Origin of the sequence: Microbacterium sp. LMI12-1-1.1 (assembly GCF_040676455.1) — a bacterium.
Lineage (GTDB): Bacteria > Actinomycetota > Actinomycetes > Actinomycetales > Microbacteriaceae > Microbacterium.
In genome coordinates this window covers 378161-403419 of record NZ_JBEGIA010000001.1, presented here as the reverse complement: position 1 = coordinate 403419, position 25259 = coordinate 378161, and the positions used below count along the sequence as shown (strand labels likewise).

The following is a 25259-nucleotide window of genomic DNA, read 5'->3' as shown; positions in this document are numbered from 1 at the left end:
GGGAATTGCTCCCACCCGCGCCGTCGCGATATGCGAAACGGTGTTACGCCGCGGCGATCGCCCGGTCCGTGAGGCGCTCGCCCGACTCGATGTCGAAGACGTGGACGTGTCCGGGGACCGGAGCCAGCGCGACCTTGTCGCCCGCGATCGGGTGACGGCGTCCGTCGACGCGCGCGACGATGTCGGTGCGCTTGCCGTTGACGTCGGCGTGTCCGTAGAGGTAGCCGTCGGCGCCGAGCTCCTCGACGAGGTCGACCGTGACCGTGAGGCCCTTGCCGTCGGCCGGGGCGACCTGGATGTCTTCCGGACGAACGCCGATCGTGACGTCGGAGCCGTGCGCCTTGCCCAGCGTGTCGGCTTCGATGCCCACGACCGTGTCACCGAACTGGACGCCGCCCTCGGCGAGGTGCGCCGGGAACAGGTTCATGGCAGGCGAGCCGATGAAGCCGGCGACGAACACGTTGTTGGGCTTCTCGTACAGGTCGCGCGGGGTGCCGACCTGCTGCAGGAGGCCGTCCTTGAGGACCGCGATGCGGTCGCCCATGGTGAGGGCCTCGGTCTGGTCGTGCGTCACGTAGACGGTGGTGACGCCGAGGCGGCGCTGCAGCGACGCGATCTGCGTACGCGTCTGGACGCGGAGCTTGGCGTCGAGGTTCGACAGCGGCTCGTCCATGAGGAACACCTGCGGCTGGCGGACGATGGCGCGGCCCATGGCGACGCGCTGACGCTGACCACCCGAGAGGGCCTTCGGCTTGCGGGTCAGGTACTCCTCGAGGTCGAGCAGCTTCGCGGCCTCGAGCACGCGAGCGGCGCGCTCCTCCTTGCCGACGCCGGCGATCTTGAGCGCGAAGCCCATGTTCTCGGCGACGGTCATGTGCGGGTACAGCGCGTAGTTCTGGAAGACCATCGCGATGTCGCGGTCCTTCGGGGGGACGTCGGTGACGTCACGGTCGCCGATCAGGATGCGGCCCGAGTTGACCTCTTCGAGGCCGGCCAGCATGCGCAGCGACGTGGACTTGCCGCAGCCCGAGGGGCCGACGAGAACCAGGAACTCGCCATCGGCGACCTCGAGGTTGAGCTTGTCCACAGCGGGGCGAGTGCCCCCGGGGTACAGACGAGTTGCGTTGTCAAACGTGACGGACGCCATGTTCTCTTCTCCTTCACCGGCAGGTACGTGCCGGACGATCCGTAGTGATGGAATGAGCGGGGGCTTTCCCGCACGCCCTTCATCGGGCGCACGAACAGTATGACACGGCGCGCACGGAGGTTGCGTCTGGGCATTTCCCAGGGTGGCTGACTAGCATCGTGGACGGCCGTTTTCCCGTTCGGCCCCGCCGGATGCCGGCTGATTTCCGCCCCGAGAGGTTCCATGTCGAGCGACGAGTCACAGAACGCCGCGTCCAGCGAGCGCCGCGACGCCGTGCGTGAGAAGGCACAGCAGGTGAAGGTGCGACAGTCGCGGGCGCGTCTGATCCGGCGCACTTCGCTCGCGGTGGTCGCGGTCGCGTTCGTCGCCGTCATCGCCGTCGTGGTGACGTGGACCGTGTCGTCGAGCGCGTCGAAGCCGATGATGAGCCCCGCGAACGTCGTGAACGACGGCTTCGTGGTGAGCGATGTCAGGGGCGGCGGCGTCGACTCCGTGGACCCCGACTCGAACGGCTCGCTCGAGGGCGAGGCGGCCACACCGAGCCCGACCCCGGAGCCGGAGCCGACACCGACCGCCAGCCCCACCGAGGCCCCCGCCGTCGAGATCCGTGTCTACGTCGACTACCTCTCGACCGGCTCGCGCGACTTCCAGCTCGCCAACACGAAGCAGCTGTCGGAGTGGGTCGGCGACGGCGCTGCGACTCTGACCTACTACCCGGTGGCGATGCTGACGGCGAAGTCGAACGGCACCAAGTACTCGCTGCGCGCCGCCGGCGCCGCGGCATGCGTCGCGCAGCACGCGCCCGACTACTTCTTCGCATTCAACGACGCGCTCCTTCGCCAGCAGCCCGAGGTCGACTCCGACGGCTACAGCGACAGCGAGCTCGCCGCCCTCGCCATCGCGACCGGCCTGGACGGGCCCAAGGTCGTGCGCGCGTGCATCGAGGACCAGTCGTACGCCTCGTGGGCGAAGACCGCCACCGAGCGTGCCCTGCAGGAGCTGCCTGACACAGACGGTGCAACCCTCACCGGCACGCCGATGGTGCTCGTCAACGGCACCCAGTACGTGGGCAAGCTCGACGACCCCAAGGAGTTCGCCCAGTTCGTGCTCACCGTCGCGAGCGACGCGTACTACAAGGCCACGCCGACTCCCACGCCGACGCCGACGACGGCCCCCTGATCGGGTGCCTGCGCGGGCGCCGCTAGACTGGGCGCTCTGCCGACTTGGCGCAATTGGTAGCGCACCGTACTTGTAATACGGGGGTTACGGGTTCAAGTCCCGTAGTCGGCTCCACGAACCGGCAGCGGGCAAGATGGATCGGGTGACCGCATCCCGCCCGCCCGTCTGGATCGGCCTCGGCGGCGCCGCGCTCATCGGCATCCTCACCGCGGTGCAGGCCCGCATCAACGGCCAGCTCGGCGTCCGCATCGGCGACGGGTTCGCCGCGGCCGTGATCTCGTTCGGCTCCGGCCTGATCGTGGTCCTCGTGCTCTCGGCGGCGCTGCCGCAGGGGCGCAGAGGATTCGCCGCGCTGGTCACCGGAGTCCGCGGGCGCCGCGTCCCGATCTGGATGCTGTGCGGCGGCGTCGCCGGCGCGCTGTCGGTCGCGACCCAGTCGCTCTCCGTCGCCATCATCGGCGTCGCGCTGTTCACGGTGGGAACGGTCGCCGGGCAGACGGTGAGCGGCCTGCTGCTCGACCGCGCGGGCGTGGGTCCCGCCGGCATCGTCGCGGTGACGCCCGCGCGGCTTCTGGGCGGCGCCCTCGCGATGCTCGCCGCCGGCGTGTCGCTGGCCGGGGGCGTGGACGCGCCACCCGTGCTCGTCGTGCTGCCGTTCCTCGTCGGGGCGGGCATCGCCTGGCAGTCGGCGGTCAACGGGCGGCTGCGTCAGCGTGTCGGCACACCGCTGACCGCGACGCTCGTGAACTTCATCGGCGGCACGGCGGTGCTCGGTGTCGCCGAGCTCATCCACGTGGCGGTCGCGGGCGCGCCGACGTCGTACCCGGCGGATCCGTGGCTGTATCTCGGCGGCGTGATCGGGGTGGCGTACATCTTCCTCGCCGCAGCCCTCGTGCCCTTCACGGGGGTGCTCCTGCTCGGCCTCGGCACCGTCGTGGGGCAGGTGGTCACGTCGGTCCTGATCGATGCGATCTGGCCCGCGGCGGGCGGGCCGGCGCTCGGGGTGTCGCTGCTGATGTCGACGCTCGCGATCCTGTCGGTCGTCGTGGCGGCCGTGCCCTGGCGAGGGATGCCTCGGCCGCGGCGCTGACGCTGCGGCCCGAACGGGCAGCGCTCCCCGCGGAAGAATCGGCGGCTCTCCCCGCGGACGCACTACGCACCCGTCCGGCGCTTCCGCGGGTCCCTGCCGCCGTCACATGCGCTGTCGCGCTCGAGAAGATGATGGAATGGATGGCGGCGCGACCGTCGGACCCCCGGCGTCGTCAGCCGCACCGAGGCGTCGTGCTCCGTGTGGAACCCCCGCGAGCGCGCACCCGATGCGGTCGACCGGAGAATCCGGCCGGCCGCCTGTCGCGCCCCGCGTGGCCGAGACCCCGACGGCCCGGGCCGAGCGAGACCCGAAGCACGGAAGAAGAGTGAGATGTCGGCAGATCCCTATGGCAACGGTGCAGAGGTCCTCGATCCCGAGGAGGATCTGCGCACCATGATCTCGACCCGTCCGGGGCGCCATCGCGCCGTAGACCCGTCGATCGCCCGCTCCTGGCTTCTCGTGCCCGGAACGCGCCCCCAGTCGTTCGACGATATGGCGGCCTCGCGTGCCGACGCCGTGGTCCTCGACATCGAGGACGCGGTCGATCCGAGCAACAAGCCGCAGGCCCGCCAGGACGTGGTCGACTGGCTCACCGCCGGCGGTCGCGCGTGGGTGCGCGTGAACAACGCGGCGAGCCCCTTCTGGGCCGACGATCTGGCTGCGCTCGTCGGCGCGCCCGGGCTGCTGGGCATCATGCTCGCCAAGACCGAGTCGCCCGACCAGGTCACGAGCTCGTTCGACCGCCTGCGCGCCAGCGTGCCCGTGGTGGCGCTGATCGAGTCGGCGCTGGGCATGGAGGATGCCGCGAACATCGCCCGCGCGCGCGGCGCGTTCCGGCTCGCGTTCGGCAGCGGAGACTTCCGGCGCGACACCGGCATGAGCGCGGATGCCGAGGCCATGGCCTACCCGCGCGCCCGCCTGGTCGTCGCCAGTCGCGTGGGCGACCTTCCCGGCCCCATCGACGGCCCCACCGTCGGCAACAGCATGCCGACGCTGCGCGAGCACTCCGCGATCACCGTCTCGATGGGCATGACCGGCAAGCTGTGCCTGGCCGCGGAGCAGGCGCCCGTCATCAACGAGGTGATCTGCCCGACCCCGAGCGAGGTGGAGTGGGCACTGGACTTCCTGGCCGATTTCGAGGGCCGTGGCCGCGTCATCCGCGACGGCAGCGACTTGCCTCGCCTGGGTCGGGCGCAGAAGATCGAGAAGCTTGCGATGGCGTTCGGCGTCCACCCGACGTCGTGACCGCCGCACCACCCCCGACCCTCGAAGGGACAAATGACATGGCCGACGACATCCGCCCGCACGAAGGCGACCGGAACCCCGGCTTCGCTCTTCCCGACTCCACCGGCACCGTCGTGCGCCCGGAGGACTTCGCCGGGCGCCGCCTGATCGTGTACTTCTACCCGGCCGCCTTCACGCCCGGCTGCACCACCGAGGCCTGCGACTTCCGCGACAACCTCGCCTCGCTCCAGGCCGCCGGCGTGGCCGTCGTCGGCATCTCGCCCGACTCGGTCGAGCGGCTCGCGGAGTGGGCGAAGGCCGAGCAGCTGGACTTCCCGCTGCTCTCGGACGAGGACCACGCCGTCGCCGAGGCGTGGGGCGCCTGGGGCACCAAGGTCGTGGGCGGCGAGGAGCGCGTGGGTCTCATCCGCTCGACCTTCGTGCTGGCCGCCGACGGCACGGTGGAGTCCGCCGAGTACCGCGTCGACCCGCAGGGCCACGTCGACCGCCTCCGGGCACAGCTCGCCGCCTGAGCGGGGTTCGGCCCGGCCGCCGACGCCCTCCCGGCAGGGAGCGCGGAGCGCCGCATCCGTCTCGATCCGCCCGCCTCCCGGGCGCCCACGTGGCGCCAGGGCGACGATGCGCCTGCCTCAGGGCATGCGGGTGACGAACGCGCGGGCGTCGACGGCCTTGCGCCGTTCCGGCCGCGAGCGCGGCGGCTTGCCGCCGACGTAGAGCCAGCCGAGCAGCTCCTCGTTCTTCTTGAGACCGTGGGCCTTCGCGACGGCCTTCGCACGCGTGTAGTGGCCGGTGCGCCAGAAGACGCCCCAGCCGGCGTCGTCGAGCAGCAGGCTCAGCATGTGCGCGACGCCCGAGGCCACGGCCTCCTGCTCCCAGCGCGGCACCTTGTGGCTCCTGCGGTAGCTCGCCACGACCGCGATGAGCAGCGGTGCGCGCAGCGGCTTCGACGAGACGCCCTTGTCGCCCTGCGCCTTGTTGATCGCGCGGCCCAGCCGCTCGCGGTCCTCGCCGCGCAGCTCGATGAGCCGCCACGGCCGCAGCGACGAGTGGTCGGCGACTCGGCCCGCGGCCGCCACGAACTGCAGCAGTTCGGCGTGGGTCGGCGCCTCGTCGGTCACCTTCGACCACGAACGGCGCGCGAGGGCAGCCTCCAGTGCTCCGGGCATCAGACGGTCCCGGCGTCGTCGCCCGGCGTGAACTGCAGCGAGATCGAGTTCATGCAGTAGCGGTCGCCCGTCGGGGTGCCGAAGCCGTCGGGGAACACGTGGCCGAGGTGCGAGCCGCAGTTCGCGCAGCGCACTTCGGTGCGCACCATCCCGTGACTGCTGTCCTCGATCAGTTCGACCGCCTCGGGACGGATCGACTCGTAGAAGCTCGGCCACCCGCAGTGCGAGTCGAACTTCGTGCCGCTCTGGAACAGCTCGGCGCCGCACGCCGCGCACGTGTACAGGCCGGCGCGGCCCTCGTCGAGCAGCTCACCGGTCCACGGCCGCTCGGTACCGGCTTCGCGCAGAACCGCGTACTGCTCGGCGGTCAGGTCTTCACGCCACTGGGCGTCGCTCTTGTCGACGGCGTAGTTCATGGTCTCCTCCTGGGCACAGCATCCGGCCCGTGCACTCCTGGTTCCATTCAACCCCAGCCGGTGGCGCAGCGGGTCGTCGGGTGGCGGGGTATGGGGCGCGCCAGGAACGTTCGGGGCGCGTCGCGTGCGCCCCGAACGTTCACCGGGCGCCCCAAACCCCGGAGAGCAGGACCGTGGGGGAGGATGGCGGGATGACCCAGGACCCGGATGCCGAGACCGCGGCGGTCGTGGAGCGGTACGCGCGCTTCGCGCGCGACGAGGCCCCCGGGCGCTCGCAGCTCTACGCGGGCTGGGCCGGCGGTGTGGCGGCCGATCCGGAGGTCGCCGCGATCCTCGCGCGCATCCCGGCCACGCGCCGGCAGCCGCCGCTCGTCTTCGCGGTCACGCGCATGCTCGGCGCGCCCGAGGCAGGCTTCGCGGCGTGGGCCGCGTGGCTGCGAGCCCACGCCGACCAGACCGTGGCCGAGGCATCCGTGCGGCGCCTGCAGACCAACGAGCCGATGCGGTGTGCCGTCCTGCTCCCCGCGCTGGCGACGATCCCCGGGCCGATCGCGCTGCTGGAGGTCGGCGCGAGCGCGGGACTGTGCCTCTATCCCGACCGCTACTCGTACCGCTACCGCAGCGGTGGCGGCGTCGTGGCGCTGAATCCTGCCGGCGGGCAGTCGACGGTGGTGCTGGAGTGCGAGATCACCGGCGATCCGCCCCTGCGCATGCCGGAGGTGGTGTGGCGCGGCGGGATCGACCTCGATCCGCTGGACGCCGCCGACGCCGGCGATCGCCGTTTCCTCACGAGCCTCGTGTGGCCGGGAGAGGCCGGGCGAGCCGACCGCATCGCCGCAGCCCTCGACATCGCCGCGGCCGACCCACCACTGCTGCGGGCGGGTGACGCGTCCGACCCGGACGTGCTGCACGCCGCCGCCGGGGCCGCGCCGGCCGGCGCGACGCTCGTCGTGACGACCCCCGGCGTGCTCCCGCACATCCCGCGTGCCGGGCGCGAGCGCCTCATCGAGGCCGTGCGGCGACTGGACGCCGTGTGGATCACGATCGATCCGCCGGCCCTGCACGAGGGGTGGCGGTCGCCCGTGGACCCCGACGCGTGGGGCGGCTTCGTGCTCGGCCGGGACGGCGAGGCGCTCGCGGCGGTGGATCCGCTCGGCTCGTTCGTGCACTGGCGCGCGTGGCGCACCGGAGAGACGGATGCCGCGGGCTAGCGTGGACGCGTGCCTCTGACCGACCGCGACCGCGCCATCCTCGACTTCGAGGTCGAATGGCGCCGGCACGCGGGAGCCAAGGAGGAGGCGATCCGCGCCGAGCTGGGGATCTCGCCGGCACGGTACTACCAGCTCCTCGGGCGACTCATCGACACGACCGAGGCGCAGGAGCACGATCCGATGCTCGTCAAGCGGCTGCGGCGGCTGCGTGAGGTCCGCCTCCACGAGCGCGCCGCCCGCGCCGCCGACGCGCGCTGAGTCGCGGTTCGGGCCCGGACCGGCTGTCGCAGACGGAACGCCCGGCGTTCGCCGGGTAGCATCGACGGGTGCCGACCACCAGCTTCCCTCGGGATCGTTTCGACGATGTGCCGGAGACGGACCGCGTGGGCGCCCACCGGGCGGAGAACCCGCGGATGCGCGGCTGGGTCGTGCTGCTGTGGGCGGCGCTGGCCACCGTCGTGCTCATCGTCATCGGGATCTTCGGCACGCTGCTGGCGTCCGGCCGCATCGAGCTCGTGCCGACGCCGACTCCCACGGTGGCGCCCGTCCCCGAGGTCACGCCGGTGGTCGACATGAACTACGACGTGATGATCCTCAACGCGACTCCCGAGCAGGGACTGGCCACGCAGATGAAGGACGTCGTCGTGGGCGCTGGATGGGCCGACGACAAGGTCACGGCGGGTGAAGCGGGCTCGCAGGACTTCCCGACGACCACCGTCTTCTACGTGGATCCTGCCGACGAAGCGGCTGCGGCCGGCCTCGCCGGCGTCATCGGCGGCGCGGAGATCGAGCAGAGCGAGGCCTATCCGGCCACCTCGCCCGATGTCCCTCAGCTGACGGTCGTGATCGGCCTCGACCGCACCGCCGCGGGGCAGACGCCCGCACCCACTCCCTGATCGCCGGGCGTCGTGTTTCGCGCCGGTAAACACTTGTATTCCTGCGTGTCAACAAGTGACGAATCACGCCGAGGCCGAGTTTTCGCCTGCATACGATGAAGCCCTGCACCGCCGGCTACAGGAGATTCGCATGACCCAGGGCACCGTCAAATGGTTCAACGCCGAGAAGGGATTCGGCTTCATCACCGTCGCCGACGGCCAGGACGTCTTCGTCCACTACTCGAACATCGACATGTCGGGCTTCCGCGTGCTCGAAGAGGGTCAGACCGTGGAGTTCACGGTCGGCTCCGGCCAGAAAGGCCCTCAGGCGGAGTCGGTGCGCGTCGTCTGACCAGCCGACCCAGCGCCCGGCGCTGACATGACCCAGGAGACGGGATGCCGCGAGGCATCCCGTCTCCTCGTATGTCGGCATCCGTCACCGCGGCTTGCACTCGATAGGGTCGAGTGCCAGAATGATTTAGCACTCGTGTTTGTTGAGTGCTAATACCCAAAGCCAACGTTCCGGAGGGACGACACACACATGGCAAAGATCATCGCTTTCGACGAGGAGGCCCGCCGCGGCCTCGAGCGCGGCCTCAACATCCTGGCCGACGCCGTCAAGGTGACGCTCGGCCCGCGCGGTCGCAACGTCGTGCTCGAGAAGAAGTGGGGCGCACCCACGATCACGAACGACGGTGTCTCCATCGCCAAGGAGATCGAGCTGGACGACCCGTACGAGAAGATCGGTGCGGAGCTCGTCAAGGAGGTCGCCAAGAAGACCGACGACGTCGCCGGTGACGGCACGACCACCGCGACCGTTCTCGCCCAGGCGCTCGTGCGCGAGGGCCTGCGCAACGTCGCAGCCGGCGCCGACCCCATCTCGCTCAAGAAGGGCATCGAGAAGGCCGTCGCCGCCATCACCGCCGAGCTGCTCGAGTCCGCCAAGGAGGTCGAGTCCAAGGAGCAGATCGCTGCCACGGCATCGATCTCGGCCGCTGACCCGGAGATCGGCGCGCTGATCGCCGAGGCCATCGACAAGGTGGGCAAGGAAGGCGTCGTCACCGTCGAGGAGTCGCAGACGTTCGGCACCGAGCTCGAGCTCACCGAGGGCATGCGGTTCGACAAGGGCTACATCAACCCCTACTTCGTCACGGACCCGGAGCGCCAGGAGGCGGTCTTCGAGGACCCGTACATCCTCATCGCGAACCAGAAGATCTCGAACATCAAGGACCTTCTGCCCGTCGTCGACAAGGTGATCCAGGACGGCAAGGAGCTCGTCATCATCGCCGAGGACGTCGAGGGTGAGGCTCTCGCGACCCTCGTGCTCAACAAGATCCGCGGCATCTTCAAGTCGGTCGCCGTCAAGGCTCCCGGCTTCGGCGACCGTCGCAAGGCGCAGCTGCAGGACATCGCGATCCTCACCGGCGGCCAGGTCATCACCGAGGAGGTCGGTCTCAAGCTCGAGAACGCCACCCTCGACCTGCTCGGCCGTGCGCGCAAGGTCATCGTCACCAAGGACGAGACCACGATCATCGAGGGTGCCGGCGACCCCGGACAGCTCGAAGGTCGCGTCACGCAGATCCGTCGCGAGATCGAGAACACCGACAGCGACTACGACCGCGAGAAGCTTCAGGAGCGCCTCGCCAAGCTCGCGGGTGGCGTCGCCGTCATCAAGGCGGGCGCGGCCACCGAGGTCGAGCTCAAGGAGCGCAAGCACCGCATCGAGGACGCCGTTCGCAACGCGAAGGCGGCCGTCGAGGAGGGCATCGTCCCCGGTGGTGGTGTCGCCCTCATCCAGTCCGGCCGGAAGGCGCTCGACGCCCTCGAGCTGACCGGTGACGAGGCGACCGGTGCCAACATCGTGCGTGTCGCGATCGAGGCCCCGCTGAAGCAGATCGCCCTCAACGCCGGTCTCGAGCCGGGCGTCGTGGCGAACAAGGTGTCGGAGCTCCCCGCGGGCCACGGCCTCAACGCCGCCACGGGCGAGTACGGTGACCTGTTCGCACAGGGCATCATCGACCCCGCCAAGGTGACCCGTTCGGCGCTGCAGAACGCTGCGTCGATCGCCGGCCTCTTCCTCACGACCGAGGCCGTCGTCGCCGACAAGCCGGAGAAGGTCTCGGCTCCGGCCGGCGACCCGACCGGCGGCATGGACTTCTGATCCCGCCCCTCGCGTAACGCGTTCACAGAACGGCCCCTCCTCGCGGAGGGGCCGTTCTGCGTTCGGGGGGGATCAGCGGAACAAGATCAGCGGAACAGGCTCGTCGTCGCCAGTTCGGTGTCGGCGTACTGGCGGCCGGCGGCGGCGAGCGACGCGTTGATGCTGGCGAGGGACTCCTCGACCTGGCGCTGCGTGGCGCGCCACTGCTCGACGACACCCGCGAATGCCGCAGAGGCAGAGCCGGTCCACGAGGACTGCAGCTGGGTCAGCTGTGAGAGCATCGCGTTCGACTCCGCCTGCAGCCGGTCGATCGTGCCGCGCACCGTGGCGGTCGAGGTGAGGATGCTGTCGCTGTCGACGGTGAAGACGGCCATTCGGGACTCCTGATCAACGTGCGGCGGCCGGATGCCGAACCCGCGGTGACGCCACGCTAGGGGCCGGGGATGCGCGGGAAACGGCATCCGTCGTCATCTGGGGACGGAGGCGCGGAATCGCCGGCGGGGGAGGAGGCGCGTCACTCCGACGCGTCGGCCAGGCGCGGCATCGGCTGGGTCAGGACGTCGAGGTGCTCCGCAGCGGCGCGGGCGTCGGCCAGCGGGAACGCGACGCGGAACGTCGCGCCGCCGCCTGGGGTGTCGACGACGTCGACCGAGCCGTGCAGCGCCTCCACGATCGATGCCACGATAGACAGACCGAGCCCGGAGCCGCCCGTCTCACGCGTTCGCGACGTATCGGCCCGCCAGAAGCGCTGGAAGATCTTGTCCTTGATCTGATCCGGCACGCCCTCGCCGTGGTCGACGATCTCGATCCAGCCCATGCGGGAGCGCGCGTCCGTCCCGACGCGCAGCTCGATGGGCGAGTCGTCGGCGGTGAACCGTCGCGCGTTGCCGAGGAGGTTCGTCACGACCTGGCGGATCCGGTTCTCGTCCCCGAGCACGATGGGCGGAAGCCCGTCCGCAGGGGCGGTGCCGTCGGCATCCGGCAGCAGCGGGGGCAGGGCGGATGCCGCCGCTCCGGTCGCCGGCACGGGCTTCGGACGCCGTCGCAGCAGCGACAGCGTCGCGCCGGCCCGGGAGATCGCCGAAGTGCTTCCGGTGCGCCGCTTCTCGTCGGCGACGCCTGCCGCTTCCTCCTCGACCGGCCGCGCAGGATGCTCGACCGTGGTGTCGATGACGGTGACCGGGCGTGCGGGGGAGGCAGCACGGACGTCGAGTGCGGCATCGCGGGCGACGGGGCGCAGGTCGACCGGACCGATGACGACGTCGCGGCGCTCGTCGAGGCGCGCGAGGGCCAGCAGGTCCTCGACCAGCAGCCCCATGCGGATCGCCTCCTTCTCGATGCGCTCCATGGACTGCGCGACGTCCTCGTCGCCGCGCACGGCTCCCATGCGGTACAGCTCGGCATAGCCGCGCACGGTCACCAGCGGGGTGCGCAGCTCATGGCTGGCGTCGCCGATGAACCGCCGCATCTGCCGCACGGTCGCATCGCGCTGCGTGATGGCGGCGTCGACGCGGTCGAGCATCGCGTTGATGGCGGTCTTGAGGCGCCCGACCTCGGTCGTCGTGGGCTCGATGTCGGTCATGCGCAGGCTGAAATCGCCCGCGGCGATCGCGTCGGCGGTCGATTCGACCTGGCCGAGGCTGCGGAAGGTGAGGGTGACGAGGTAGCGGGTGGCCACCGCCCCGCCCACGAGGATCAGGATGGCGAGGATGCTGTAGATGCCGATGTACGAGGCGATCGTGCGGTTCACGGTAGCGAGGGGGACGGCGACCATCTGCGTGTAGAGCAGTCCTGTGTTGGCCAGTTCCTGCACCGTGACGGTTGCGCGGAATTCCGTGTCGCCGTCCTCGGAGGATAGCGTCGCGATCCGCAGCTCCTGCGACTGCGCGACGTCCAGGGGGAACGCCGAAGGGAACGCCGGCTCCGGGCCGCCTCGCCCTCCCGCGGTCTCGAGCAGCTTGCCGTGGGTCGGTTCGTAGACCGCGACGAAATAATCCGTCGGCGGCGCGTTCGTGATCGGCTCGGCCTCGAGATTCCCCTCGTTGGCGCTCAGATCCATCAGTGGGCCTGCCGCATCCGTGCGGGCGAGCGAGTCCACCTGCGTGTCGACGCCGTCGATCAGCGAGTTGCGCAGGAACGCCGCCGTGCCGACGCCGGCGGCGATGAGGCCGACCGCGAGGAGCGCGACAGTGACCCCGGTGACCTTCGCGCGCAGACTCGTGCCGCGCCACCACCGGGTGATCGCGTCGGGCTTCTGCGCCAGATCGTCCCCCTTGCTCGCCGCCGCTAGGCGGTCTTGCCGGCCTTCAGCATGTAGCCGAAGCCGCGCTTGGTCTGGATGAGCGGCTCCGACGAGTGCGGATCGATCTTGCGGCGGAGGTACGAGATGTAGCTCTCGACGATGCCGGCGTCGCCGTTGAAGTCGTACTCCCAGACGTGGTCCAGGATCTGCGCCTTCGACAGCACGCGGTTGGGGTTGAGCATGAGGTAGCGCAGCAGCTTGAACTCGGTGGGGCTGAGGTCGATGGAGGCCTCGCCGACCTGCACGTCGTGCGTGTCCTGGTCCATCGTGATCTCGCCCGCGCGGATCACGGACTCCTCGTCCGCCTGCATCGTGCGGCGCAGGATCGCCTGGATGCGGGCCACGATCTCGTCGAGGCTGAAGGGCTTGGTGACGTAGTCGTCACCGCCGGCGTTGAGGCCGGTGATCTTGTCCTCGGTCTCGTCCTTCGCGGTCAGGAAGAGGATGGGCGCCGTGTAGCCGGCGCCGCGGAGGCGCTTGGTGACGCTGAACCCGTTCATGTCGGGCAGCATCACGTCGAGGATGATGAGGTCCGGTTCCTCTTCGAGGACGGCCGAGATCGTCTGAGCGCCGTTGGAGACGGCCCGTACCTGGAATCCGGCGAATCGCAGGCTCGTGATCAGCAGATCGCGAATGTTCGGTTCGTCGTCCACGACGAGGATGCGCGGTGCGGTCATGCCCTCATTATGTCGGCGGAATCCATGCGGCGTCTGGATATCTGCGACGCGGCCCCGAATTCGTCCACGCGTCGGTGCGGCGGATCTCGAACCTCGAGCGGCCACTGCGGGGGCGAGGAAGGGTAGCGTCAGGGCCAGGCGAGCCGTTGCTGTTGCGCGATGGATCGAGGTGACGTCTGCCGTCCGCGCGCTTCCCCTGACGCCCGCACGTCGACGAGAGGAGCCGTCATGAGCCACATGCTGATCATCGGAGGGGGCCTTGCCGGCGGTACGGCGGCCGAGGCCCTGCGCGACGAGGGCTTCGACGGCGACATCACGGTCGTCGCCGCAGAGCCGCATCCGCCCTACCAGCGACCCCCGCTGTCGAAGGGGTACCTCGCGGGGAGCGAGGGGACGGATGCCGTCATCCTGCACCCCGCCGAGTGGTACGCCGAGCGGGGCATCCGGCTGATCACCGGCGTGGCCGTGCGTGCGCTCGACGCCGCCGCTCACACGGCGGAGCTCGAGGACGGGACACGACTGGGCTACGACGCCGTGCTGCTGGCGACCGGTGCGACGCCGCGCATGATCCCGCTGCCCGGCCACGAGCTGCCCGGCGTCGTGACGCTGCGTCGCCTCGACGACTCGGACGCGCTCGCCGCGCAGCTGCGCGACGGGGGCAGGCGGCTGGTGGTCATCGGTGCGGGGTGGATCGGCATGGAGGTCGCCGCCACCGCGCGTGGCTTCGGCAACGACGTGGCGATCCTCGAGCGCGACGACGTGCCGCTCGCGGCCGCGCTCGGCGCCGAGATGGGGGAGGTCTTCCGGGGTCTGCACCTGGAGCACGGCGTAGACCTGCGCACGTCGGTCGCGGTGGAGCGCATCGCGGGATCCGACCGAGCGGAAGGCGTCGTCGTCGACGGTGAGACGCTTCCCGCAGACCTGGTGCTGGTCGGCGTCGGCGCCGCACCCGATACCGCGCTCGCCGAGGCGGCCGGCCTCGACATCCTGAACGGCGTCCTCACCGATGCGGCACTGCGCACCAGCGCACCCGACGTGTACGCGGCGGGGGACGTCGCCAACCCGTTCCACCCGGTGCTGCAGCGGCATCTGCGCAGCGAGCATTGGGCGAATGCGCTGAACGCCGGCAAGGTCGCGGCGCGGTCGATGCTCGGCGAGCCGGCATCCTTCGACGACATCCCGTACTTCTACACGGATCAGTTCGACCTCGGCATGGAGCTGTCCGGCTACGCGCCGCTCATGACGGATGCCGAGCTCGTCGTCCGCGGGGATCTCGCGGGCCGGGAGTTCATCGCGTTCTGGGTCGACGCCCCCGATTCCACAGGCAGGGGTCGCGTGGTCGCGGGTATGAACGTCAACGTCTGGGACGTGAACGAGACCGTGCAGGCGCTGATCCGATCGGGCGAACGGCTCGACGCGGAGCGCCTGCAGAATGCGGACGTGCCACTGACTAGCCTTCTTCCGTGACCCTCGCTCCCGATTCGGCCCCCGCGCTGCTCACGGGAGTGCTCGATCTTCCCGGCGGCCCTCTCGACCTCGCGCGGCACGTCGCGGTCATGGCGATCGTGAACCGCACGCCGGACTCCTTCTACGACCGTGGTGCGACTTTCGCCCTCGACGCCGCGGTGGCAGCCGGTGCCGCCGCCGCCGAGGCGGGAGCGGAGATCGTCGACGTCGGCGGGGTGAAGTTCGCGCCCGGACCCCCGGTGCCGGTCGAGGAGGAGATCGCACGCGTCGTGCCCGTGGTGCGCGAGCTGGCGCCGATCGCGCGCGTGAGCGTCGACACGTTCCAGCCCGAGGTGGCACGCGCCGCCATCGAGGCCGGTGCCGCGATCATCAACGACACGACGGGCCTGCACGACCCGGCGATGGCCGACGTCATCGCGGAGGGCGGCGCGGGCGTCGTCATCGCCCACAGCCTTGCCGCGCCCCGGACCCCGCATCCGCTGCCTCGCTATCACGACGTGATCGGCGACATCGCCGGCTTCCTGGCCGACCGGCGCGAGCTCGCGCGCGAACGTGGCGTGCCCGACGCGCGGATCGTGCTCGATCCGGGCCACGACCTCAACAAGAGCACGCGTCACTCGCTCGAGCTGACGCGGCGGCTCGACGAGCTGACCGCGCTGGGATCCACGCTCCTCGTCGCTCTCTCGAACAAGGACTTCGTCGGCGAGACGCTCGATCGTGACCGCGGCGACCGTCTCTCGGGTTCGCTCGCCGCGGCGGTGTACTGCGTGCTCCACGGCGCCCGGATCGTCCGCGCCCACAACGTGCGCGAGACCGTGGACGCGATGCGCATGGTCGAGGCGATCCTGGGCTGGCGCGAGCCGGTTCTCGAACTGCACAACGCCCGCGCCGAAGGGAACGCCTGATGCCGACCCGCCACGAGCTCTTCGTCGCATATGAGCTGCCCGACCGGGCCGAGCCGCGGGTGCGCATGAACTTCGTCTCGAGCGCTGACGGCGCCGTCACGCTCGGGGGGCAGAGCGGCGCCCTCGGCGGCGACACCGATCGCACGCTCATGCAGGTGCTGCGCGCGATGGCCGACGTCGTGGTGGTCGGCGCCGGGACCGTGCGCGCCGAGGGCTACGGCGGACTGCAGGTCGACGCCGACCACGTCGAGTGGCGGCGTGCGCACGGCCTCGCCGATCAGCCGGCCCTCGCCGTGGTCAGCGGCGGCCTGCACCTCGAGCCAGACGATTCCGTGTTCGCCGAGGCGACGGGGCGCCCGCTGATCGTCACGACGGATGCCGCCGCCGACGCCCGCGGCGATCTCTTCGCAGCGGTGGCCGAGGTGCTGCCGTGCGGCGCGGCGTCGGTCGATCTCGTCGCCGCGCTCGACGCCTTCGCCCGCCGGGGATGGCATCAGGTGCTGTGCGAGGGTGGCCCGCACCTCTTCGGCGCGCTGCTCGACGCCGGCCTGGTCGATGAGGTCTGCCTCACCGTGGCACCCCGATTCGTGGGCGGCGACGCGGGACGCATCGCACAGGGTGCGGCCGAGTCCGATCGCCGGTTCGCGCTCGCCGGAGTCATGACGGACGAGGACGGATTCGTCTTCCTGCGCTACGTCGCGGTGTGACGCCGCCGGGCAGGCGCGGGCCTGCCTCAGTCGAGCGCGGCGCGCACGGCGCGCTCGATGACGGGCCGGATCTCGGCATCCGGATCCACGGTCATGCGATGAAGGACGAGCCCCTCGCCGGTCGCCATCAGCGTGCGGGCCGCGTCCCGGGGAGAGCGCGCGCCGACGGCTGTCAGCAGGGCGATGGTCCAGTCCACGAAGACCCGACGCTGAGCGAGCAGGGGGGCCAGCAGCTCGGCATCGCCGGCGCACTCGAGGAAGATCGCGTACCGCGTCTTCGTCCGCGAGGCGAGTGGCCCGGTCTGCAGCGCGATCGCACCGCTGAGCGCGTCGACGAGCTGCTCGGGCGTCTCGATCGAGGGCCTCGCGTCCGAGGCGAGATCGGCTCGCTCGCTCTCGGCGATCCACGCCACGACCCCGGCGATGAGTGCGTCACGCGTGCGGAACCAGTTCGAGGTAGACCCCCTCGGCAGCCCCGCCCGCTCGTCGACTCGGGCGTGCGTCAACGCCCTTATGCCCTGCTCACCCACGAGCGCGACCGCGGCGTCCAGGGCGCGGTCTCTCGTTGAAGCCATGTTCTGACCATAGGCGACGGCTGGGCGCAGAGCGCCATCGCGTCGGCCGGGCTCAGTGGCTCACGTCAGACCCGCGATGCGGGCGCCGATCGCGTCTCCGGTGCGGGTCGGAAGAAGTGCGTGCATGGCGACCATCGCCCGTGCCGGAGCCCCGACCACATAGCGTGCGCGTGGCCGCCGCACGGTCAACGCAAGTTCTATGGCGCGAACGACGGCGTCGGGTGGTGCCGCAGCGGATCCCATTCGCGCAATGTTGTTCCGCAGCCCGACGACGTGCCGCGCGTAGAGGTCGCGATCCCGCGGCGACATCCGCGTCTCCATGTCGTCGATCATGGTGTCGACCTCGCGCCAGGTCTCGGTGTCGGTAGGCCCGGGTTCGACCACGGACACGGCGATGTTCCAGGGGCGCAGTTCCACCCGGAGAGCATCGGCGATCCCCTCCACGGCGCACTTCGAGGCGCAGTAGGCGCCCTCCATGGGGATGACCGACCGACTGCCGACCGACGAGACGAAGACGATCCTGCCCGCTGCCGCGCGCAGTCGGGGGAGCACCGCCCGGGTGACGGCGACCGTGCCCACGACGTTGACCTCGAACTGTCGCCGAAGATCCGCGGTGGTGAGCGTCTCGACCGGTCCCAGAACGGCGAATGCGGCGTTGTTGACGAGCGCGTCCAGACGATCGGGCAGGGCGTCGGCGAGGGCGTCGATACGCGCCTGGTCGGTGACGTCGAGGCTGACGGGGGTGATGTGCTCGTCCGCCACCGTGACGTCGTTCCAATCGGCGAGGTCGCGGACCCCCGCGAAGACCGTCCATCCCGACCCCGCGAGCCGACGGGCGACCGCTCTTCCGATCCCGCGCCTCGTTCCGGTGACGAGTGCTGTCGGCATGTCGTCCCTCCGTCCCCGTCGTGGGCGCCTGATTCATCACGCCTACTACGAACGTAGTGTAGACGTACTATTTATGTAGTGCAAGAGGTTCGCCATGGCTCGATAGCTCTGCGCGCCCGTGCGATTCGGCGACTTCGCCGCGACGTCTCCGATAACAGGTGCACGGCATCCTGGCACCGGCTCTGTCGCACCCGCGTGCTCTGTATTAGGTTCATCCTGATCGCGCCCACGAGGACGCGTGCATACGGCGGGCGGAGGCGTCCGCCAGAGAAGGGGAGGGCCCTGTGCACACGCGCACGACATCCATCTCGCGCCTGACTGGAGGAGCGGTCATCGCCGCGACTGCCGTGGCGCTCGCACTGGCCGGTCCCGGAGCCGCCAGCGCCGCTCCGGGCGAGAAGAACAAGCCGAACGGCCCGGAGATCGAGATCCAGCTTCTGTCGTTCAACGACTTCCACGGCAACCTCGAGCCCCCCGCTGGCTCCAGCGGCCGGCTGAACCTGCCCGGCGGCGTGACCACCGACACTCTCGCCCCTCCCGGGGTCGGCGGCGTCGAATACCTCGCGACCCACCTCGCACAGGCGCGGGAGGGGCACGAGAAGACCTCCCTCACCGTCGCGGCAGGCGACCTCATCGGGGCCTCGCCGCTGCTGTCCGGCGCCTTCCACGACGAGCCGTCGATCGAGGCGCTCAATGCGCTCCACCTCGACGTCTCGGCCGTCGGCAACCACGAGTTCGACGAGGGCTATGTCGAGCTGCTGCGCATGGCGAACGGCGGCTGCATCGACGACGGCGACGGCGCGAACAACCAGAACTCGTGCCCGGACGGCTCCTTCGCCGGGGCCGATTTCGACTTCCTCGCGGCGAACGTCGTCTACGACGGGACGAACGAGACGATCCTCCCCGCGTACTCCATCGAGAATGTGCGAGGAGCCAAGATCGGCTTCATCGGCATGACGCTCGAGGAGACCCCCGACATCGTCACCGCTTCCGGCGTGGCCGGCCTGGACTTCAAGGACGAGGTGGAGACCGCGAACGCCCTGGTGCCGGTGCTCCGGGCCCAAGGCGTGAACGCGATCGTCGTGCTGATCCACCAGGGCGGCACACCTCCGTCGAGCGCCGCCTACAACGCGGCCTGCGGCAACGGGGCGGAGATCGCGGCGAACAGCCCGATCATCCCCATCGCTCAGAACCTCGATCCGGCGATCGACCTGATCGTGTCGGGGCACACCCACGCGCCGTACGTCTGCAACATCCCGGACCCCGCGGGCCAGAGCCGCATGGTCACGTCCGCCTCCTCGTTCGGGCGCCTGTACACCGAGACGAATCTCTCGTACGACCGCCGCACGCAGGACATCGTGCGCACGTCTGTCACGAGCGAGAACATGCTCGTGACGCGCAACGTGGACAAGGACCCGGCCGAGACCGATCTGATCGCAAAGTACAAGGAACTGGTCGCGCCGATCGCGAGCGAGGTGATCGGTTCGATCGCCTCGGACATCAACCGCGTGCCCAACGCGGGCGGCGAGTCGGCGCTCGGAGATCTGATCGCCGACGCCCAGCTGGCCGACCCGAGCGTCATCGGGCCGTACGCCGCACCGCAGATCGCGCTGATGAACCCCGGCGGGATCCGCACCGATCTCACATACAGTGCGTCGGCGTGGGGCGAAGCCCCGGGTGACGTCACCTACGAGGAGGCGTTCAACGTGCAGCCGTTCAACAACTACCTCGTGTCGCTGGACCTCACCGGTGCCCAGATCAAGGAGCTGCTGGTGCAGCAGTGGAGCGGCCCGAACACCGCCCAGCCGAAGATCCTGCAGGTGAGCGAGGGCTTCGCCTACACGTACTCCGGCACCACGCTCGGCACGGTCACGCTGAACGGCGAGCCGTTGGTCGACACGACGGTGTATCGCGTCGTGACGAACAACTTCCTCGCGGGCGGCGGCGACGGGTTCCCGACGTTCCTGGCGGCGGGCAACGTGTACTACGGCGGGCTCGACATCGACGCGTTCGCTGCGTACCTCAGCGCGAACAGCCCGTACGCGCCCGGAACGCTCGACCGCATCATCAAGCAGTAAACGCGGACGAACGGCCCGGCGCTGCATCGCACCGCCGGGCCGTTCGGCGTTCTCTGGGGCTCAGGCCGCGAGTGAGTGCGCGTCGAGGATCGTGTAGGCGTAGCCCTGCTCGGCGAGGAACCGCTGCCGGTTCTGAGCGAAGTCCTGATCGACGGTGTCGCGGGCGATCAGCGTATAGAAGCTGGCGGTGTGGTTCGACTGCTTGGGACGCAGCAGGCGTCCGAGCCGCTGCGCCTCCTCCTGGCGTGAGCCGAACGACCCGGACACCTGGATGGCGACGGATGCCTCGGGGAGGTCGATCGAGAAGTTCGCGACCTTCGACACCACCAGCACCGAGATCTCGCCGACGCGGAACGCCTGGTACAGCTGCTCCCGCTCGTCGATCGGGGTCTGGCCCGTGATCTTGGGGGCGTTCAGCGCCTCGGCGAGCACGTCGATCTGATCGAGGTACTGGCCGATGATCAGGATGCGCTCGCCCTCGTGGCGCGCCACCAGGTCGCGCACGACGCCGATCTTCGCGGGTGCGGTTGCTGCGAGGCGGTACCGCTCGTCGTCGGCGGCCGCGGCGTACTCGAGGCGGTCCCCGGCGGGCAGGTCGACCCGCACCTCGTAGCAGACGGCCGGCGAGATGAAGCCCTGAGCCTCGATCTCCTTCCATGGCGCGTCGAACCGCTTGGGGCCGATGAGGCTGAACACGTCGCCCTCGCGGCCGTCCTCGCGAACGAGCGTCGCGGTGAGCCCGAGCCGCCGCCGCGCCTGCAGGTCGGCGGTGAGCTTGAACACGGGCGCGGGCAGCAGGTGCACCTCGTCGTACACGATGAGGCCCCAGTCGAGGGCGTCGAGGAGGGCGAGGTGGGCGTACTGTCCCTTCCGCTTGGCGGTGAGGATCTGGTACGTCGCGATCGTGACCGGCTTGATCTCCTTGGCCTGACCGGAGTACTCGCCGATCTCCTCGGCGGTGAGCGACGTGCGCTTGAGCAGCTCGTCGCGCCACTGCCGGGCGCTGACGGTGTTCGTCACGAGGATGAGCGTCGTGGTCTTGGTGTCGGCCATCGCCGCCGCGCCGACGAGAGTCTTGCCGGCGCCACAGGGCAGCACGACGACGCCCGACCCGCCCTGCGTGAAGATGTCGACGGCCTGCCGCTGGTACGGCCGCAGGTGCCAGCCGTCCTCCGCGAGGTCGATCGGGTGCGGCGTGCCCGGCGTGTACCCCGCGAGGTCCTCGGCGGGCCAGCCGATCTTCAGCAGTTCCTGCTTGATGTGGCCGCGCGCCCACGCGTCGATGACGAAGGCGTCGGGGGAGGGGCGGCCGATCAGCAGCGGCTGGATGCGCTTGTTCTTGGACACCTCGGCCAGGACCGCGGCATCCGTCGATCGGAGGATGAGCTCGCCCTCTTCGTTGCGTTCGATCACCAAGCGCCCGTAGCGGCCCACCGTCTCGGAGATGTCGATCGACACCGACGGCGGCACCGGGAAGCGCGACCAGCGATCGAGCGTTGCGAGCATGTCTCCGGCGTCGTGACCGGCCGCCCGTGCGTTCCACAGCCCGAGCCGGGTGATGCGGTACGTGTGGATGTGCTCGGGGGCGCGTTCGAGCTCGGCGAAGATCGCGAGTTCGTGCCGCGCGCTCTCCGCATCGGGGTGCGCGACCTCGAGGAGAACCGTGCGGTCGCTCTGGACGATGAGGGGGCCGTCAGCCATAACGTGCCAGTCTACCGGGGCTCGCCGGCGACCGGCGCACCCTGGATGGACTCACGCCGCGCCGACGCTCACGATGCTCGACACCGGGAGGGTGCGCTCGATGTCCGCGGCGCGATCCCGCCCGCGCAGGCGTCCGCCGCCGAGGCCGGCCGCCTCCAGCACGAACGAGCGCTCCGACCCGTCCGGCATCCGCACGACCACCAGGATCTCGGCGCGGGCGCGCACGGCCTGCTCGAGCTCGCGTTCGAGCCAGCCCGCCTCGCCCTGAGTGCCGTGCCCGCCCCGCAGCGTGCGGATCAGGCGGGCATACGTCGCCTCCGGAGCCGCCGAGGGCACGGACGGCGCGACCGCGGCCCGGCGGTGGACCGACTCGGCCGCACCGTCCGCGTCGAGCGCGACGACCGGGTAGCGCGCGTCGGCGAGGCTCCAGTAGACGGCGTCGCGAGCCACCCGCGACGTGAGGAGGCCGCTGTCGGCGATGAGGCCCAGCGGGCGCAGCGCCTGGTCGATCGCGATCGCGTCGAGGAGGCCCGGGTCGGAGCTCTCCACGCGCGTGCGCCCGGTGAGGTGGTCCGTGCTCACGCGCACGAGCCCGTGGCGTGCGGCCGTGCTCTCGATGAGGTAGTCGAGCGGCTGAGGGATGCCGGTCAGCGACAGTTCGGCGAGGAAGGCGCGCATCGAATCGGCGGTCTCACCTTCGGTCATGCCAGCGCCCACCGACGCCGCGGTGAACCGGTACGTCGACGCCTGCGCGCGGGACTCGCGCACGGCGATGGAACGCAGGCGCAGGTCGAGGGCGGGCGCGAGCGGACCAGGGGCGATCGCCGTGAGGTCGGCCTGCAGATAGACACGGTCGATCTCGGCGGGGAGGTAGGCGGCCATGGCGCCGGCATCCGCGGGCTCGCCGGCCCGCAGCGCCGTGGTCCACGCGAACTCGGCGGCGGGGTCGTCCCTGCCGAACAACCCCCAGCGCACGCCGATGCGGCGCAGCCTGTCGGCGCGTGCCGGCCACTCCGGGTCGAGCGGGTAGATGTCGGGCCACGCGTCGGGCACGAGGAAGCCGTGCGCCGGGGTGCGCAGCCCGTCGGGCAGCGCGGCGCGGAATCCCTCGGCGATGGTCTCCCAGCGCTCCGGCGTCGGGGTCTCGAGCCACTGCTCGCCCGCGTCGGTGACGGTCCACTCGCGTTCGCGGGCGTCCGCGAGTCCCGCGTCGGCGGCGGAGGCGAGCAGGTCTTCGAGGTCCTCGGCGAACTCGATGGCGCCGGCATCCGTCAGCCGCCGGCGGTCCACTGCGCTGATCGGTCCGGCCCCCGTGCGTGCGAGCGGAGCGTGCAGGCACGCCAGCAGGATGTCGGCGAGCGAGCCGGCGGTCGTGAACGCACGCTCGGCGGCGGCCGCGGCGGCGCGTGGCTCGGCCGGCACCGGGTCGGCGGGTGCGAGGACGGGGCGGAAGGCGTTCGGAGTCGCGTCGGCGGCCGCAGCGACCCGCTCGACGACCGCCGTGTAGGCGATGCCCTCCGCATCGACGAGCGCGAGACGCGCGGGCGCGCCGTCGAGCGGACCCGCTCCGGTGTGCAGGGCGATGAGGTCGCGCCGGTCGAGATGCGTCAGCGCGCGGTCGACCGACGTGGGATCGAGGAGCCCCTCGGCCGCGTCGAAGAAGTCGTGCCAGCCGCTCTGTGCCGAGACGCCGCGCGCCGCGAGCGTCCGGGCGAGCGCGGCGTCACCGAGTTCGGCGAGCCGCGTCGCAAGAGCGCGCGCGTCGGAGACCAAGCGTGTCAGCCTCCTCGGTTGGCTCGAGCCCTCCGCACGAAGCTCATGATCAAGACCGCGAGCAGCAGTGCGAACGCCACGAGAGGAGCGACGTACACCAGCACGCCCACGAGGGGCCAGACGCCGGTGCTCATGTCGGCGCCGGCGGCGGACGCGATCATGATCGCGAAGAAGCTCAGGATCGAGAGCACGAGCAGGCCCAGCGACATGAAGGCCAGGATGCGGTCGATGCGGCGGACGGGAACGTCGCCGGCAGGGTTTGTGCTCATCCGCTCCAGCCTACTCGCTGGCGTCGGCGCCACGATCCGAATGTGCACCGGTCCGTTAGGCTGGGTACCGGGGTTGGAAGACCCCGCTTTTGTCATGCTCTGTTTCGCCGCGGTGTTCGCGGCGACCGATCCAGCGAGGTTTCGATGCCCACCGGCAAGGTCAGGTTCTACGACGAGGAGAAGGGGTTCGGCTTCATCACCTCTGAAGACGGTCAGGACGTCTTCCTGCACGCCACCGCCCTGCCTCCCGGCACGCCCGCACCCAAGGCCGGCACGCGGCTCGAGTACGGCATCGCCGACGGCAAGCGCGGCCCGCAGGCGCTGTCGGTGCGCGTGCTCGAGGCCCCGGTGAGCCTCGCCAAGCGCTCCCGCAAGCCCGCCGACGACATGGCGATCATCATCGAGGACCTCGTGAAGCTGCTCGACGGCATCGGCGGCGACCTCCGCCACGGCCGATACCCGAGCGGCGCGCACGCCAAGAAGGTCGCCGCCGTGCTGCGCAAGGTGGCTGATGAGCTCGACGCCTGATCCGGCCGATCCTGCCGACGTCGTCGCCGCAGCGGACGCCGCGTCTGATGCGCCATCGGACGAGTCGGCAGTGACGGATGCCGCATCCGACACTTCGGATGAGGCTGCCGTCGTCGAGCCGGACGAGGCTGCCGTCGTCGAGCCGGACGAGGCTGCCGTCATCGAGCCCGATCCGCAGCTGCTCGCCGCTCACGACCTCGCGCTCGCGGCGCTGCGCGAGATCACTCCCGAGACGTCGATCGGCGAACCCGCGGACTATCGCGTGGAAGCCGGAGGAGTCGTCTCGCTCCGCTTCGCGAACCGCCTCTCGGGCTACCCGGGGTGGTTCTGGACCGTGAGCCTCGCGCGCGTCGACGATGCCGAGCCCACTGTGCTCGAGGTGGAGCTTCTGCCGGGCGACGGCGCGCTGCTCGCGCCGGACTGGGTGCCGTGGGCCGTGCGCCTCGCCGATTACCACGCCGCGCAGGCGGCGCTGGCCGAGGCCGCCCACGCCGAGGATGACGAGGACGACGAGGACGAAGACCTCGACGACGTCGATGACCTCGATGCGTCGGACTTCGACGACGACGGATCGTCCATCCTCCACGCCGGCGACGTCGACGGGGTCGACATCGACGAACTCGCCGAGGCCGGTGCCGACGATGACGAGGACGCCGACGACTCCGACGAGGATGACGACTTCGACGAGGACGACGAAGAGGACGACGACTTCGACGACGACCGCGATGACGACGACGAGTCCGACGACCTCGACGACGACGAGGGGTCCGACGAGGACGACTCGGACGACGACTCGGACGACGAGGACTCAGAAGAGGACGACGACGCCGACGAGTCCTGAGGCCTGGCTCCTCGGAGCACGACGACAGGGTGGATCACCGCTGCCCGCAGCGCGGCGG

The 25259-nt window shown here is 70.6% G+C and carries 26 protein-coding genes and 1 tRNA gene; 16 read left to right on the top strand and 11 right to left on the bottom strand.

Annotation, left to right across the window (positions count from 1 at the left end):
- Positions 1-43: 43 nt before the first annotated feature.
- Entirely contained in the window at positions 44-1147 is a 1104-nt protein-coding gene (locus tag MRBLMI12_RS01810) for a sn-glycerol-3-phosphate ABC transporter ATP-binding protein UgpC (RefSeq protein WP_308869902.1), read from the bottom strand.
- 222 nt (positions 1148-1369) lie between these two features.
- Between MRBLMI12_RS01810 and MRBLMI12_RS01805 the strand changes: the two genes are divergently transcribed.
- The 5 genes from MRBLMI12_RS01805 to bcp all read left to right on the top strand — a co-directional run bounded on the left by MRBLMI12_RS01805 (position 1370) and on the right by bcp (position 5173).
- Complete coding sequence (locus MRBLMI12_RS01805; RefSeq protein ID WP_349428172.1) at positions 1370-2326, top strand: DsbA family protein; 957 nt, start codon at positions 1370-1372, stop codon at positions 2324-2326.
- 38 nt (positions 2327-2364) lie between these two features.
- Positions 2365-2440 (top strand) — tRNA-Thr (locus MRBLMI12_RS01800).
- Positions 2441-2459: 19 nt separating this feature from the next.
- A complete protein-coding gene (locus tag MRBLMI12_RS01795) occupies positions 2460-3416 on the top strand; it encodes a DMT family transporter (RefSeq protein WP_414686157.1) in 957 nt (318 codons plus the stop codon).
- Positions 3417-3809: 393 nt separating this feature from the next.
- The gene (locus MRBLMI12_RS01790) at positions 3810-4661 is read left to right on the top strand and encodes an HpcH/HpaI aldolase/citrate lyase family protein (protein WP_363355705.1); all 852 of its coding nucleotides are present in this window, start codon (positions 3810-3812) and stop codon (positions 4659-4661) included.
- A gap of 38 nt (positions 4662-4699) precedes the next feature.
- Positions 4700-5173 (top strand): thioredoxin-dependent thiol peroxidase, encoded by a 474-nt coding sequence (gene bcp, locus MRBLMI12_RS01785; protein ID WP_363353384.1) that lies wholly within the window; start codon positions 4700-4702, stop codon positions 5171-5173.
- Between the two features lie 117 nt (positions 5174-5290).
- Here bcp and MRBLMI12_RS01780 read toward each other — a convergent pair whose 3' ends face one another.
- Together MRBLMI12_RS01780 and msrB are read right to left on the bottom strand one after the other, a co-directional pair.
- Positions 5291-5827 carry a nitroreductase family protein gene (locus MRBLMI12_RS01780; protein WP_363353382.1) on the bottom strand — a complete coding sequence of 179 codons (537 nt, stop codon included), beginning with the start codon at positions 5825-5827 and terminating at the stop codon, positions 5291-5293.
- The gene (msrB, locus tag MRBLMI12_RS01775) at positions 5827-6243 is read right to left on the bottom strand and encodes a peptide-methionine (R)-S-oxide reductase MsrB (RefSeq protein ID WP_363353380.1); all 417 of its coding nucleotides are present in this window, start codon (positions 6241-6243) and stop codon (positions 5827-5829) included. The genes MRBLMI12_RS01780 and msrB overlap by 1 nt, the downstream gene beginning before the upstream one ends.
- A gap of 191 nt (positions 6244-6434) precedes the next feature.
- Here msrB and MRBLMI12_RS01770 point away from each other — a divergent pair, with 191 nt between their 5' ends.
- The 5 genes from MRBLMI12_RS01770 (at position 6435) to groL (ending at position 10490) form a co-directional block, all read left to right on the top strand.
- Complete coding sequence (locus MRBLMI12_RS01770; protein ID WP_363353378.1) at positions 6435-7454, top strand: DUF2332 domain-containing protein; 1020 nt, start codon at positions 6435-6437, stop codon at positions 7452-7454.
- Between the two features lie 9 nt (positions 7455-7463).
- Positions 7464-7712 carry a DUF3263 domain-containing protein gene (locus MRBLMI12_RS01765; RefSeq protein ID WP_308869894.1) on the top strand — a complete coding sequence of 83 codons (249 nt, stop codon included), beginning with the start codon at positions 7464-7466 and terminating at the stop codon, positions 7710-7712.
- 68 nt (positions 7713-7780) lie between these two features.
- On the top strand, positions 7781-8350 hold the full coding sequence (locus MRBLMI12_RS01760) for a LytR C-terminal domain-containing protein (RefSeq protein WP_363353375.1): 570 nt from the start codon (positions 7781-7783) through the stop codon (positions 8348-8350).
- Positions 8351-8480: 130 nt separating this feature from the next.
- Positions 8481-8681 carry a cold-shock protein gene (locus MRBLMI12_RS01755; protein ID WP_045298154.1) on the top strand — a complete coding sequence of 67 codons (201 nt, stop codon included), beginning with the start codon at positions 8481-8483 and terminating at the stop codon, positions 8679-8681.
- 189 nt (positions 8682-8870) lie between these two features.
- Positions 8871-10490 carry a chaperonin GroEL gene (gene groL, locus MRBLMI12_RS01750; protein ID WP_349428163.1) on the top strand — a complete coding sequence of 540 codons (1620 nt, stop codon included), beginning with the start codon at positions 8871-8873 and terminating at the stop codon, positions 10488-10490.
- An 86-nt stretch (positions 10491-10576) separates the two neighbouring features.
- On the opposite strand, the gene MRBLMI12_RS01745 is transcribed toward groL, so the two are convergent.
- The 3 genes from MRBLMI12_RS01745 to MRBLMI12_RS01735 form a co-directional block, all read right to left on the bottom strand.
- Entirely contained in the window at positions 10577-10864 is a 288-nt protein-coding gene (locus tag MRBLMI12_RS01745; RefSeq protein WP_349428162.1) for a WXG100 family type VII secretion target, read from the bottom strand.
- 140 nt (positions 10865-11004) lie between these two features.
- Positions 11005-12549: a sensor histidine kinase gene (locus MRBLMI12_RS01740; protein WP_363353372.1), complete on the bottom strand. Its 1545-nt coding sequence runs from the start codon at positions 12547-12549 to the stop codon at positions 11005-11007.
- 227 nt (positions 12550-12776) lie between these two features.
- On the bottom strand, positions 12777-13469 hold the full coding sequence (locus MRBLMI12_RS01735) for a response regulator transcription factor (RefSeq protein ID WP_308869889.1): 693 nt from the start codon (positions 13467-13469) through the stop codon (positions 12777-12779).
- A 228-nt stretch (positions 13470-13697) separates the two neighbouring features.
- Between MRBLMI12_RS01735 and MRBLMI12_RS01730 the strand changes: the two genes are divergently transcribed.
- From MRBLMI12_RS01730 to MRBLMI12_RS01720, 3 genes are read left to right on the top strand one after another with little or no spacing between them, the layout of a single operon-like run.
- Positions 13698-14936, top strand: a complete 1239-nt coding sequence (locus MRBLMI12_RS01730) for an NAD(P)/FAD-dependent oxidoreductase (protein WP_363353370.1) — start codon at positions 13698-13700, stop codon at positions 14934-14936.
- Positions 14933-15841 (top strand): dihydropteroate synthase, encoded by a 909-nt coding sequence (gene folP, locus MRBLMI12_RS01725; protein ID WP_414686156.1) that lies wholly within the window; start codon positions 14933-14935, stop codon positions 15839-15841. The genes MRBLMI12_RS01730 and folP overlap by 4 nt, the downstream gene beginning before the upstream one ends.
- Positions 15841-16548: a pyrimidine reductase family protein gene (locus MRBLMI12_RS01720; protein ID WP_363353368.1), complete on the top strand. Its 708-nt coding sequence runs from the start codon at positions 15841-15843 to the stop codon at positions 16546-16548. Before folP ends, MRBLMI12_RS01720 begins: the two co-directional genes overlap by 1 nt.
- A gap of 26 nt (positions 16549-16574) precedes the next feature.
- On the opposite strand, the gene MRBLMI12_RS01715 is transcribed toward MRBLMI12_RS01720, so the two are convergent.
- Complete coding sequence (locus MRBLMI12_RS01715; RefSeq protein WP_363353366.1) at positions 16575-17123, bottom strand: TetR/AcrR family transcriptional regulator; 549 nt, start codon at positions 17121-17123, stop codon at positions 16575-16577.
- Positions 17124-17183: 60 nt separating this feature from the next.
- Positions 17184-18011: an SDR family oxidoreductase gene (locus MRBLMI12_RS01710; protein WP_363353364.1), complete on the bottom strand. Its 828-nt coding sequence runs from the start codon at positions 18009-18011 to the stop codon at positions 17184-17186.
- 284 nt (positions 18012-18295) lie between these two features.
- Here MRBLMI12_RS01710 and MRBLMI12_RS01705 point away from each other — a divergent pair, with 284 nt between their 5' ends.
- Positions 18296-20089, top strand: coding sequence for a bifunctional metallophosphatase/5'-nucleotidase (locus tag MRBLMI12_RS01705; protein ID WP_363353362.1), 1794 nt, complete (start codon positions 18296-18298; stop codon positions 20087-20089).
- A 60-nt stretch (positions 20090-20149) separates the two neighbouring features.
- Here the strand turns inward: MRBLMI12_RS01705 and MRBLMI12_RS01700 are convergent, their stop codons facing one another.
- The 3 genes from MRBLMI12_RS01700 to MRBLMI12_RS01690 are packed head-to-tail and all read right to left on the bottom strand — an operon-like array spanning position 20150 to position 23832.
- A complete protein-coding gene (locus MRBLMI12_RS01700; protein ID WP_363353360.1) occupies positions 20150-21790 on the bottom strand; it encodes a DNA repair helicase XPB in 1641 nt (546 codons plus the stop codon).
- A 51-nt stretch (positions 21791-21841) separates the two neighbouring features.
- Positions 21842-23563, bottom strand: a complete 1722-nt coding sequence (locus tag MRBLMI12_RS01695) for a helicase-associated domain-containing protein (RefSeq protein WP_363353358.1) — start codon at positions 23561-23563, stop codon at positions 21842-21844.
- A 5-nt stretch (positions 23564-23568) separates the two neighbouring features.
- Complete coding sequence (locus MRBLMI12_RS01690) at positions 23569-23832, bottom strand: multidrug ABC transporter ATPase (protein ID WP_331910384.1); 264 nt, start codon at positions 23830-23832, stop codon at positions 23569-23571.
- Between the two features lie 144 nt (positions 23833-23976).
- Between MRBLMI12_RS01690 and MRBLMI12_RS01685 the strand changes: the two genes are divergently transcribed.
- Together MRBLMI12_RS01685 and MRBLMI12_RS01680 are read left to right on the top strand one after the other, a co-directional pair.
- Positions 23977-24360 carry a cold-shock protein gene (locus tag MRBLMI12_RS01685; RefSeq protein ID WP_194413393.1) on the top strand — a complete coding sequence of 128 codons (384 nt, stop codon included), beginning with the start codon at positions 23977-23979 and terminating at the stop codon, positions 24358-24360.
- Positions 24344-25201 (top strand): DUF3027 domain-containing protein, encoded by an 858-nt coding sequence (locus MRBLMI12_RS01680; RefSeq protein WP_363353356.1) that lies wholly within the window; start codon positions 24344-24346, stop codon positions 25199-25201. The genes MRBLMI12_RS01685 and MRBLMI12_RS01680 overlap by 17 nt, the downstream gene beginning before the upstream one ends.
- The last annotated feature ends 58 nt before the right edge of the window (positions 25202-25259 follow it).

Excerpts from the sequence above, each read along its gene's own strand:
- MRBLMI12_RS01780 (WP_363353382.1), bottom strand. The coding sequence starts at position 5,827 with ATGCCCGGAGCACTGGAGGCTGCCCTCGCGCGCCGTTCGTGGTCGAAG.
- MRBLMI12_RS01795 (WP_414686157.1), top strand. The coding sequence starts at position 2,460 with ATGGATCGGGTGACCGCATCCCGCCCGCCCGTCTGGATCGGCCTCGGC.
- msrB (WP_363353380.1), bottom strand. The coding sequence starts at position 6,243 with ATGAACTACGCCGTCGACAAGAGCGACGCCCAGTGGCGTGAAGACCTG.
- MRBLMI12_RS01730 (WP_363353370.1), top strand. The coding sequence starts at position 13,698 with ATGAGCCACATGCTGATCATCGGAGGGGGCCTTGCCGGCGGTACGGCG.
- MRBLMI12_RS01790 (WP_363355705.1), top strand. The coding sequence starts at position 3,810 with ATGATCTCGACCCGTCCGGGGCGCCATCGCGCCGTAGACCCGTCGATC.
- MRBLMI12_RS01740 (WP_363353372.1), bottom strand. The coding sequence starts at position 12,549 with ATGGATCTGAGCGCCAACGAGGGGAATCTCGAGGCCGAGCCGATCACG.
- MRBLMI12_RS01805 (WP_349428172.1), top strand. The coding sequence starts at position 1,370 with ATGTCGAGCGACGAGTCACAGAACGCCGCGTCCAGCGAGCGCCGCGAC.
- bcp (WP_363353384.1), top strand. The coding sequence starts at position 4,700 with ATGGCCGACGACATCCGCCCGCACGAAGGCGACCGGAACCCCGGCTTC.
- MRBLMI12_RS01735 (WP_308869889.1), bottom strand. The coding sequence starts at position 13,469 with ATGACCGCACCGCGCATCCTCGTCGTGGACGACGAACCGAACATTCGC.
- MRBLMI12_RS01680 (WP_363353356.1), top strand. The coding sequence starts at position 24,344 with ATGAGCTCGACGCCTGATCCGGCCGATCCTGCCGACGTCGTCGCCGCA.
- MRBLMI12_RS01715 (WP_363353366.1), bottom strand. The coding sequence starts at position 17,123 with ATGGCTTCAACGAGAGACCGCGCCCTGGACGCCGCGGTCGCGCTCGTG.
- MRBLMI12_RS01690 (WP_331910384.1), bottom strand. The coding sequence starts at position 23,832 with ATGAGCACAAACCCTGCCGGCGACGTTCCCGTCCGCCGCATCGACCGC.
- MRBLMI12_RS01770 (WP_363353378.1), top strand. The coding sequence starts at position 6,435 with ATGACCCAGGACCCGGATGCCGAGACCGCGGCGGTCGTGGAGCGGTAC.
- MRBLMI12_RS01685 (WP_194413393.1), top strand. The coding sequence starts at position 23,977 with ATGCCCACCGGCAAGGTCAGGTTCTACGACGAGGAGAAGGGGTTCGGC.
- MRBLMI12_RS01755 (WP_045298154.1), top strand. The coding sequence starts at position 8,481 with ATGACCCAGGGCACCGTCAAATGGTTCAACGCCGAGAAGGGATTCGGC.
- MRBLMI12_RS01700 (WP_363353360.1), bottom strand. The coding sequence starts at position 21,790 with ATGGCTGACGGCCCCCTCATCGTCCAGAGCGACCGCACGGTTCTCCTC.
- MRBLMI12_RS01745 (WP_349428162.1), bottom strand. The coding sequence starts at position 10,864 with ATGGCCGTCTTCACCGTCGACAGCGACAGCATCCTCACCTCGACCGCC.
- MRBLMI12_RS01720 (WP_363353368.1), top strand. The coding sequence starts at position 15,841 with ATGCCGACCCGCCACGAGCTCTTCGTCGCATATGAGCTGCCCGACCGG.
- MRBLMI12_RS01810 (WP_308869902.1), bottom strand. The coding sequence starts at position 1,147 with ATGGCGTCCGTCACGTTTGACAACGCAACTCGTCTGTACCCCGGGGGC.
- MRBLMI12_RS01710 (WP_363353364.1), bottom strand. The coding sequence starts at position 18,011 with ATGCCGACAGCACTCGTCACCGGAACGAGGCGCGGGATCGGAAGAGCG.
- groL (WP_349428163.1), top strand. The coding sequence starts at position 8,871 with ATGGCAAAGATCATCGCTTTCGACGAGGAGGCCCGCCGCGGCCTCGAG.